The organism is uncultured Cyclobacterium sp. (assembly GCF_963976465.1).
Lineage (GTDB): Bacteria > Bacteroidota > Bacteroidia > Cytophagales > Cyclobacteriaceae > Cyclobacterium.
In genome coordinates this window covers 1-9,956 of sequence record NZ_CAXBOC010000166.1, presented here as the reverse complement: position 1 = coordinate 9,956, position 9,956 = coordinate 1, and the positions used below count along the sequence as shown (strand labels likewise).

The window sequence follows — 9,956 nt, the reverse complement described above, 5'->3', positions numbered from 1 at the left end:
TCCTTTCTGAGGAAGCGTATCATACCGTTCATACGTTTATTAAAGAAAGGACAGGAATGGACATGGACATGGACATGCTAAAAGAAATGCGCCCAATGGTTTTGATGTCGCTTTTATACAATAACCTGTTAGAATGTGAAACCATGTCCTTAGAGATGGAATTGATGTCATTGGCAAATAACGGTAACAAGGAAGTGCTTGGTTTGGAAACTGTTGAAGACCAAATGTCCCTTTTTGACCATATTCCCTTAAGCAAGCAGTACGAAAGCTTTTACGCTTATATCATAGATATTGAAAAAGGTCAGGATGAGTTCCGGGAACTTATCAATGCCTATAAAGAAGAAAAAATCGTTGACCTATTGCAGATGGTCGCCGAAAGTCCTGAATACAAAGATTACCAAGATGTATTTCTCTATGAAAGAAACCAAAATTGGCTGAAACCTATGAAACGTATAATGGATAACGGTCAGGCATTTTTCGCTGTTGGGGCCGGTCATTTGGCAGGACCAAAAGGATTAATCCAGCTATTAAAAAGCCAAGGTTTCACGGTAAAAAGAATTGATTTTTAATCCTATTTCTTAGAAACGGACTTGGTAAAAAAAGCATAAATCCCTGCTACGCTTAGGATCAATAATGCTGCAATAAGCACATATTGCCAAATTGAGGATTTGGAAGTAAGGGCTTCTTGAATACTCCCGGCCAAAGCCCCAGACGAAAAAGCCAGCAAAGTTCTGGGCAACATACCCAAAAGCCCAAACCACAATACCCTCTTCATCCCTGTTCTCAACAAGGCAAACACCAAATTTGAGATGGCAAAAGGGATGACGGGGCTTATTCTGACAAAAAATATTAAACTGCCCATTTGTCCTTTTTTCTCCGATATAAGCTTTTTTGCTTTTGGGTAAGGATCCAAGAGCAAATCAAGGCTGTCTTTATCTAATACTCTGCCTAGACCATAACCTACTGCACTAGCGAGCGTATAAGCCAAAACCAAATAGGGAAAAGCATGCCAACCAAAGATATAACCGGAAATGACTGCAAAAAAAGTGGTAGGAACCAAGGCCAACCCCATTAAAACAGTGCCTGAAATGGAATAAATCAAAGCAATTTCTGGCTCAATTATTGGGGATAAATTTATTTCAGACCAATGCCTATAAATCCAGTTTCCAATTAGTAAGGCACCTATTGAGGGAAGGATGCTTACCCATAGAATGGCTACAAGAACCCAGGGGCTTTGGTTATAGATATTCCTGAAATGCTTGAAAATAGGCGGTTTTTTATTCATCTTTGAACAAAACTAGAAATAATTCTGACTAAAATTTAACCGGGCCAAAGCTTAATTAAAAAATTGTCTTGTTTAGTCGATAAAATCTATATAAATCAACCTTATGAAATTTGCCACAAAAGCCATACATGCAGGGATAAAACCGGACATCGGTACAGGAGCCATTATGACTCCAATTTTTCAAACTTCTACATATGTTCAAAAATCACCGGGAGACCACAAAGGTTTTGAATATTCCAGAACACAAAATCCAACTAGACAAGCGTTGGAACAAAATTTGGCTGCACTGGAAAATGGGCAGCATGGTTTGTGCTTTTCCTCCGGAATGGCAGCAATAGATTGCATTCTTAAACTATTGAAGCCGGGTGACGAGGTTATAAGTACCAATGATCTTTATGGTGGCACTTATAGAATTTTCACCAAAGTATTTTCCAAATATGGAATAAAGTTTCACTTTGTCAACATGGAAAAACCTGAGGAAATTCTTCCCCTTATCAATGAGAATACCAAAATGATATGGGCTGAAACTCCGACTAACCCCATGATGAACATTATTGACATCAAGGCATTAGCAAAAATTGCGAAAAACAACCATCTTCTATTGGGAGTTGACAATACCTTTGCGACTCCTTTTTTGCAAAGCCCAATAGATCTAGGTGCAGACCTTGTCATGCATTCTGTTACTAAATACCTTGCCGGTCATTCAGATGTAGTCATGGGAGCCATAGTTGTAAAGGACAAGAAACTTGCAGAGGAGCTGGCTTTTATTCAAAATTCCTGTGGAGCAGTACCCGGACCACAAGATTGCTTTTTAGTCTTGAGAGGTATCAAAACCCTTCACCTAAGAATGGAAAGACATTGCCAAAATGGAAAAACCATCGCTGCCTATTTGAAAAATCACCCTAAAGTTGAAAAAGTTTTTTGGCCCGGATTTGAAGACCACCCAAACCATGCCATCGCAAAAGCTCAAATGAAAGATTTTGGAGGCATGCTATCTTTCACCTTGAAGGGCAACAATATTGAGGATGCCATAAAGATTTTAGAGAATTTTAGAATATTCGTTTTGGCAGAATCTTTAGGTGGAGTGGAATCACTTTGTGGACACCCTGCCACAATGACTCATGCTAGTATTCCAAAATCTGAAAGGGAAAAAGTAGGCTTATCCGATTCTTTGATCAGGTTAAGTGTGGGTATAGAAGATGCTGAAGACTTAAAGAATGACCTTGCACAGGCAATGGAAAAACTTTAATGAAGCATGTTTGTAAATAACTGCTGACATCTGGCATCTATAGCATTGGTTGATTCTTTATGGCTCTTTTGTAAGAGGGTAAGTACCGGTTGGTATTTTTTACTTACATCTTCCTTCTTGCCCAAATGGTTGCCCAAATGCTGGAGAAAAAGTTGATTTTTATACCAATCATCCATTTTCTTAGAAAGGATATCGATTTCTTTGTGAACGACATGAGTAAAAACAGCATTCAACCCTATAGATAACCTGATTTTTTCCAGGACAGTAACTTTTTTCAAACCTTTATAAATTTCGCTGATTGTTTGTGCATCTAGTCTTGTCTTTGTCCCAAAATGAAAAAAGTCAATCTCTTCATTAATTATCTGATTGATAGCAGTATTAATATTCAAGATTGACATCCCTTGTGAAAACTTATAAATATCTCGGTAGAGGGTTTCCCATTGATGTAAAGGGATAGAAAGTATCAGCTCGTAAACCTCCGTATAAACCCTATCTTTATCGGAAGAAATGAGTTTCTCGTAGTCAGGGTACTCGCCTTTTTCTTTCATATGGCCAACAAATCCCTCCTGGATCAAGCGTATATGTTTGACTTTGCGTAGGTCTTTCTGCAAAGGTTTAAAGGGAGAAAAAATTTTGCCAATCTTTTTTTTCTTATTGAAATGCACCCTTTCCAACAACTGTATATATACACTAAAAAAATCCAAATGAGTCTCCAGCTCTGTTGCTTTCTTTGATCTCATTTTTTTTGAAAGTTCTTCAAACAATACCTTCCCGGCATCGTAGTGCTTGTCAAAAACATGTAAAACCAAGGGTAAGGTAGATGCTTCCATCGCTATTCATTTATTTTTACTGTTGTGGCTCCATATCCAAAATTAGTCTTTTGACTGTCTTTAAAGTATTTAATCCCTTGTAGTTGACTTAAATACTTGTGTATATTTTTCCTTAAAACCCCATTCCCAATGCCATGAATAAAAACAATCTCGTCCATTCCTGAAGCAATGGCATCATTGAGATTTGATTCAAATGTTTTCATCTGCAGTTGTAACATTTCACTGTTACTCATCAGGTCATGGTCTTTTGTCAATTTATCTATATGTAAATCAATAGAAGCAGGAGGCCTTTTAACTTTTGCCGCAGGGTAAACATCTTCAGGACTGGGATTAAGCTCCTTATTCAATTGATTAATATTCAATGTTTTGACAGTATTGTCTAACCTAAAAAAATAGGCTTCTTTATTTATTAATGGCGCTTTCCCTTTATTTTTAAAAAATGAAGAAGCTTTTAATTTTATATTTCTTACTTGTACAGGTTGTTGTTTATCAAATCGCTTATTTAAAAAAACCATCATTACACTGAATGGAGGCCACTGCTCGAAATCAGGAAGCATTTTTTCTCCTAATTTGGTAAAGGACTTTCCTTTCACTACACCTGCACCCATATTTTTCGTGTTGTTCTGCTGATGTTCGTCAAAAGAATATAGACAATCCTTTGTGAGGTTATTGATAAGCATCATGTCATAAACCTGATCATTGTAAGGAACATAAGCTATAAACATTCCTTCTTCGGTAAGAGCAGGATCACTTTTGGGAAGCGTAGATTGAAACCCGGATGATTTTTTTGGTTTGGTATCAAAATAAGTCTCTTCAGCCTCATTGATAACCACTACCTCTGATTTGAGGGCAGGGATTCTAAATCCATCCTCAATTTCAATTTCAACCTGGCCACCGGAAGAAAGTTTGGTAATTATACCTTCCTCTTTCCCATGCAACAACCTTACTTTATCCCCTATATTCATGTCTCAAATTTACCAAATAGATTGGGGAAATTCATACTTAATCACTTTTGATTCTAGGAATCCCCTTTTATTTCCATTTCAAGATTCGACAATCATGTATCCCAGCAGCATGGTCGTCCCCTTATTTGCTACCTTATTAACTATGTAAAAATTCCCAATAGTTCAAAAGTATAATGCCTGGCTTTCAATCTTTCCTTTATAATATATAAAAAGCAGCTCAGAGAAAAAACATTGACGACTATAATAAAAAGGAAATAAAACAAAAATAGACCCATTTGAAAATAAAATGGGTCTATTCTTACTCTTACAACACAATATTTACAATTTTTCCAGGAACAACAATGACTTTTTTAGGCTGCTGTCCTTTGGTCCATTTTTGAATTTGCTCATCTTTCAAAGCGGCTTCTTCAATTTCCTGTTTTGAAAGGCTCAAGGAAAGCTCAATTTTAGCTCTCATTTTACCGTTAATAGATACAGGATATTGATGACTATCCTCAGTAAGGTACTTCTCCTCAGCTACTGGGAATTGAGCATGGACAATGGATTCCTCATGGCCTAACAGCTCCCACAATTCTTCTGAAATATGCGGTGCATAAGGAGACAATACTATCAATAATGGCTCCAATACCTCTCTATTGTTACACTTCAATGAGGACAGTTCGTTGACACAAATCATAAAAGAAGAAACGGAAGTATTGAAAGCATGTCTTTCAATGTCCTCCTCCACTTTCTTCATGGTTTTGTGTAAAGATTTTAATGCATCTTTAGAGGCAGGCTTGTCTGAGACATTCCATTTTCCATTTTGATCATGAAACAATCTCCACAGTTTTTTCAAGAATTTATAGACTCCATCAATCCCATTGGTGTTCCAAGGCTTGAATTGCTCCAATGGTCCCAAGAACATTTCATACAACCTCAAAGTATCTGCCCCATAACTTTCAATGACATCATCAGGGTTGACTACATTGTATTTGGATTTTGACATTTTCTCCACCTCAGCCCCACAATTGTATTTACCATCTTCCAAAATAAATTCAGCATCCTTCAAGTCAGGTCTCCAATTGCGAAATGCCTCTATATCTAGTTGATCATTGTAAACAATATTAACATCCACATGCATGGGGCTTACCTCATGATCACCAATTAAGCCATAACTCACAAAAGTATTGGTGCCTTTTTTACGGTAAACAAAATTTGACCTACCTTGAATCATCCCTTGGTTGATCATTTTTTGGAAAGGCTCCTTTATAGGAACAAAACCTCTGTCATACAAAAACTTTGTCCAAAATCTTGAGTACAACAAATGTCCTGTTGCATGTTCAGCTCCTCCAATGTACAAGTCCACTGAGCCCCAATAATCTGCAGCAGCTTTGCTTACAAACTCCTCCTTATTTTGAGCATCCATATAACGGAAAAAATACCAACTAGAACCTGCCCATCCCGGCATGGTACTCATTTCTAATGGAAAAGTTCCTTCCGCAGTCTTGTAGTTCCAGTCTTTGGCTCTACCAAGTGGCGGGGCTCCATCTTCTGTTGGTAAATATTTATCCACTTCAGGAAGAGGCAATGGCAAATCACTTTCTTCTACCAAATAGGGTAAATCATTTTTGAAGTAAACAGGAAGTGGCTCACCCCAGTAGCGTTGGCGTGTAAAAATAGCATCCCTCATTTTATATTGTATCTTCCCCTTTCCTATTCCTTTTTCTTCAAGAAAGGCAATGGCTTTGTCCATTGCATCTTGCATTTTTAAACCACTTATGAAGCCGGAATTCATGATGGTACCGCCCTTTCCGGGAAAGGAACCTTCTGACATATCTCCTTCTATCACTTGTCTTTTTTCCAATCCAAAATGGTTGGCGAAATTATAATCCCGCTCATCATGGGAAGGCACCGCCATAACTGCTCCTGTTCCATAACCGGCCAACACATAATCTGCAATCCAAATCGGAATACTTTCCCCATTAAAAGGATTTTTCGCATAACTACCGGTAAAAGCACCAGAAATGGTCTTCACATCAGCCATTCTATCCCTCTCAGACCTGTTTTTTGCCTGGGCCACATAACTAAGTGCGTTTTCTTTCTGATCTTCAGTAATTAACTTTCCTACCAGTTCATGCTCAGGAGCCAATGCCAGGTAAGTCACTCCATATATGGTATCAATCCTTGTGGTAAAGACCTTAATTTTTTCATTTTGACCTTCTACATCAAATACCATTTCTGCCCCCAAAGACCTGCCTATCCAGTTCCTTTGCATTTCTTTAACCGGATCAGGCCAATCTAAATTTTCCAAACCATTAAGCAATCGTTCAGCATAGGCGGTAATCCGCATACTCCATTGCATCATGCGTTTTCTTTCGACGGGATGCCCCCCCCTTTCAGAAAAACCATCCTTGACCTCATCGTTAGAAAGGACTGTGCCCAATGCGGCACACCAGTTGACAGTGGTCTCAGCCAAATAGGTAAGCCTATACCTTAACAATACCCTTTGCTTTTCTTCGGCTGAATATTCCGCCCATTCCTCAGCACCAAATACCTCTGTATCTTCATCACAAGCCGCTTTTACCCCTTTATTTCCTTCTTTTTCAAATACGGAAACAAGGTGAGATATTGGCATGGCCTTATCAGCTTCCATGTCATAATAACTTTCAAAAAGCTGCATAAAGATCCACTGTGTCCATCGATAATACTCAGGATCAGAGGTTCTAACTTCCTTACTCCAGTCGAAGGCAAAGCCAATATTTTTAAGTTGTTCGGTATATCTTTTTATATTTTCCTCTGTCGTTATGGCAGGATGTTGACCCGTTTGAATCGCATACTGCTCTGCAGGAAGCCCAAAGGAATCATAGCCCATAGGGTGCAATACATTGAATCCTTTTAATCTTTTGTAACGTGTCACAATATCAGAGGCAATATATCCTAATGGATGACCTACATGAAGTCCTGCTCCAGAAGGGTATGGGAACATATCCAAAGAATAAAATTTGGGTTTATTTGCTTCCGGACTAGCATTGAAAATCCCCGTTTGCTCCCAACGGTCCTGCCATTTTTTTTCAATGGCGCGAAAATTATAATCAGACATTTTCAGTAATTGTAAAATTATTGGTCAATTCAATTCCAAAAGTATAAAAAATATCCCTATTCATTTCGAATATGGATAACTATATGTAAATCACTTTTTAATTAAAAAATAATATCGAGCGTAAACTACCAATTTCTAAACGTTCGGCTCCTTCCTTGGAGAATCCAGTTTCTCCAAAACCCATATGAAAAGTTAATTTCAGCACCGGCACTTAAGGTGAAGTATCCGTCATAACGCGCACCGGGTTCATTTAGTCTTGGGTCACCACTCCCTCTCCTTGCGCTACCTCTCGTACTTCTGATTAATTCTATATTTGGCTCTCCATTAGGGAGTAAAAATCTTTCTTCCCTAACTGATAGCCGAAGTCTATCAGGATTCACTCCGGAAATATAGTCTTCTATCAAGTCATCATAAAAACCTGAAACATTAAAAGCACTGACATCATCTAAATAATCAGAAAAAGTAAACCTATAGTTACCTTCAACGAATACATCCAAATATAAATTTACTTTATATTTTATTCCTAGCCCCATAGGCATGATCACAACAACGTTATTATAAAGCTCATTTTCAGTCCTTAATGGACGCAGTGCTACCCAGTTATTGTTGTAATTGGTATGAGGGTCAATTGTGGAAGCGCCCAAACCTAAAAAGACATATGGATTAAAGAAGGCCCTGTTGATATTAAATTTTTTCACTGGCTTCCAATAGTACTCTATCAATAATGCGGCCTCCCAATTTTCACTACGGAAATTTAAATTCCTGGGAATTCTCCCACTATTAGGATCGGCGTGATCATCTTGTCCAGAAATTTTGTAATACCCAACATCCCCTCTGGCCTTCAAATTGGTCCCAAAGGTATACCTTGTACTAAACCCTGCGTAATAATCTGGTTGAACTCCTTCTTTGTATTGCCATAATGCATACAGGTCACCAAAGTATTGGGAAGGGCCACCCTGAACGGAAAATGACCATAATTCCTCGCGCCTATATTTATTAAAACCTTGGCCAAATGTTTGTAATAAAATGCACGTTAAAAAAAATGTTATAAAAAATATCTTCTTGCTCATCTTTCCTAAACCAATTCCCTAGCCATTAATCCACTGGCTATAAACGCCCTAAAGATAATATACAATGCCCCAATAAAAAAATTACTTTATTGCAATTTTATCCAGACCTGAACGTATATGTAAGTCTCTTTGAGGGAAAGGGATTTCCACATTCTCTTCCGCAAACTTTTGAAAAATAGCATAGTAAAGTTGACTTTTCAAGACATTGGGTTTGTTGGTATATTCAGTGGTCCACACCCTTAGGTTAAAATCAATACTACTGTCATTGTATTTATCAAAGAGTACATCAGGCTCTGGCTTAGTAAGAACTCCAGGAAACTCTTTCACCACTTCTAACAAAATACGTCTTATCTTTTCCGGCTCTTCCTTATAGGAAACGCCAACAGGTATATTGAACCGAATATTGCTATCATTGTGCGACCAATTGATAACTGAATTGTCTATAAATTGACTATTTGGAACAATGATGGAAATATTGTCATTGGTGAGAATTGTGGTAGATCTGGCAGATATTCTCTCCACATCCCCATAGACCTCATCCACCTCTATTCGGTCACCAACTTTTATGGGCCTTTCTAATAGAATGATCAAACCGCTAATAAAATTATTGGTAATATTCTGAAGACCAAAGCCAATTCCCACACCGATAGCTCCGGCCAAAATACCCAATGCGCTCAGGTCTACATTACTATTTTGTAAAATAGTAATTAATCCAATTATAATCAGTAGGTACTTAAAAAAGGTTGCAATAGATTGACGCATACCTACTTCAATCTTATACCTGGCTAAAACCTTATTGGCAAGAAACCTTCTTGCCAATTCGGAGACAATAAATACCAACACAATGGATATGGTAAGCCCTAAAAACAAACCTATGGTTAACTCTGTTTTCCCGAGCATCAGTAACTTGATATCCAGAAATTCGTTTAGCTTATCTAATAAGTCGGCAAAATCTCCATTGCCAATATTTTGTATCCATTCATTCATATAGTTGCTCTTTTAGTTGCTCTTTGATTTTGCTTTAGACCTTAAATTAAAGTATATAGAATTTCAGAAACCCCTTGCCCCCTTTAACTAACACACATGCAAGCAAATAGTTAAACAGGTGATAAGATAATAATTTTAACCATTATATTTTCTATTCCATTCATTTAAAAGTCCACATTTTAGGTACATTTGTTGCTAATTTAATGCCATGAGTAGACAAAACGAAGAACTCGAACATAGACTTAAACTCAGAAACATCAAGCATTCTGATTTTAATGACATCAGAGAAATAATGCTTTCCACGTACAAGACGGAAGCCATGTCTTGGACCAAGGAAGAATTTAAAAACCAGCTAAATGCTTTTCCTGAGGGGCAAATCTGCCTGGAAGACAATGGGAAAGTTGTAGCTGTTGCATTTAGTATCATTGTAGACTATGCCAAATATGGTGACAATCATTCTTATGAGCAGATCATAGGACATGGGAAATTTG

Annotated in this window: 8 protein-coding genes and 1 pseudogene; 3 read left to right on the top strand and 6 right to left on the bottom strand. The window is 37.7% G+C overall.

Features of this window, described 5'->3' with window-relative positions:
- Positions 1-569, top strand: a 569-nt coding sequence (locus AAC037_RS11025) for a TraB/GumN family protein (protein ID WP_339903043.1), incomplete at its 5' end; no start/stop codon positions are given.
- Positions 570-571: 2 nt separating this feature from the next.
- Here the strand turns inward: AAC037_RS11025 and AAC037_RS11020 are convergent.
- Positions 572-1,285 (bottom strand): VTT domain-containing protein, encoded by a 714-nt coding sequence (locus AAC037_RS11020; RefSeq protein WP_339903042.1) that lies wholly within the window; start codon positions 1,283-1,285, stop codon positions 572-574.
- A gap of 103 nt (positions 1,286-1,388) precedes the next feature.
- On the opposite strand from AAC037_RS11020, the gene AAC037_RS11015 reads away from it, so the two are divergent.
- Positions 1,389-2,534 (top strand): cystathionine gamma-synthase, encoded by a 1,146-nt coding sequence (locus tag AAC037_RS11015; protein WP_339903041.1) that lies wholly within the window; start codon positions 1,389-1,391, stop codon positions 2,532-2,534.
- On the opposite strand, the gene AAC037_RS11010 is transcribed toward AAC037_RS11015, so the two are convergent.
- The 5 genes from AAC037_RS11010 to AAC037_RS10990 form a co-directional block, all read right to left on the bottom strand.
- Complete coding sequence (locus tag AAC037_RS11010; protein WP_339903040.1) at positions 2,531-3,364, bottom strand: hypothetical protein; 834 nt, start codon at positions 3,362-3,364, stop codon at positions 2,531-2,533. The genes AAC037_RS11015 and AAC037_RS11010 overlap by 4 nt on opposite strands.
- Positions 3,365-3,366: 2 nt before the next feature.
- Positions 3,367-4,329 (bottom strand): Smr/MutS family protein, encoded by a 963-nt coding sequence (locus AAC037_RS11005; RefSeq protein ID WP_339903039.1) that lies wholly within the window; start codon positions 4,327-4,329, stop codon positions 3,367-3,369.
- 304 nt (positions 4,330-4,633) lie between these two features.
- A complete protein-coding gene (leuS, locus tag AAC037_RS11000; RefSeq protein ID WP_339903038.1) occupies positions 4,634-7,408 on the bottom strand; it encodes a leucine--tRNA ligase in 2,775 nt (924 codons plus the stop codon).
- 125 nt (positions 7,409-7,533) lie between these two features.
- On the bottom strand, positions 7,534-8,478 hold the full coding sequence (locus tag AAC037_RS10995) for a DUF6089 family protein (RefSeq protein ID WP_339903037.1): 945 nt from the start codon (positions 8,476-8,478) through the stop codon (positions 7,534-7,536).
- A gap of 81 nt (positions 8,479-8,559) precedes the next feature.
- Complete coding sequence (locus tag AAC037_RS10990; RefSeq protein WP_339903036.1) at positions 8,560-9,465, bottom strand: mechanosensitive ion channel domain-containing protein; 906 nt, start codon at positions 9,463-9,465, stop codon at positions 8,560-8,562.
- Positions 9,466-9,673: 208 nt separating this feature from the next.
- Between AAC037_RS10990 and AAC037_RS10985 the strand changes: the two are divergent.
- Positions 9,674-9,956 (top strand): annotated as a pseudogene (locus tag AAC037_RS10985) (hydrolase); the annotation flags it as partial.

Bases quoted from the DNA above. Each gene is read 5' to 3' on its own strand.
- AAC037_RS11020 (WP_339903042.1), bottom strand. From the start codon at position 1,285: ATGAATAAAAAACCGCCTATTTTCAAGCATTTCAGGAATATCTATAAC.
- AAC037_RS11015 (WP_339903041.1), top strand. From the start codon at position 1,389: ATGAAATTTGCCACAAAAGCCATACATGCAGGGATAAAACCGGACATC.
- AAC037_RS11010 (WP_339903040.1), bottom strand. From the start codon at position 3,364: ATGGAAGCATCTACCTTACCCTTGGTTTTACATGTTTTTGACAAGCAC.
- AAC037_RS11005 (WP_339903039.1), bottom strand. From the start codon at position 4,329: ATGAATATAGGGGATAAAGTAAGGTTGTTGCATGGGAAAGAGGAAGGT.
- leuS (WP_339903038.1), bottom strand. From the start codon at position 7,408: ATGTCTGATTATAATTTTCGCGCCATTGAAAAAAAATGGCAGGACCGT.
- AAC037_RS10995 (WP_339903037.1), bottom strand. From the start codon at position 8,478: ATGAGCAAGAAGATATTTTTTATAACATTTTTTTTAACGTGCATTTTA.
- AAC037_RS10990 (WP_339903036.1), bottom strand. From the start codon at position 9,465: ATGAATGAATGGATACAAAATATTGGCAATGGAGATTTTGCCGACTTA.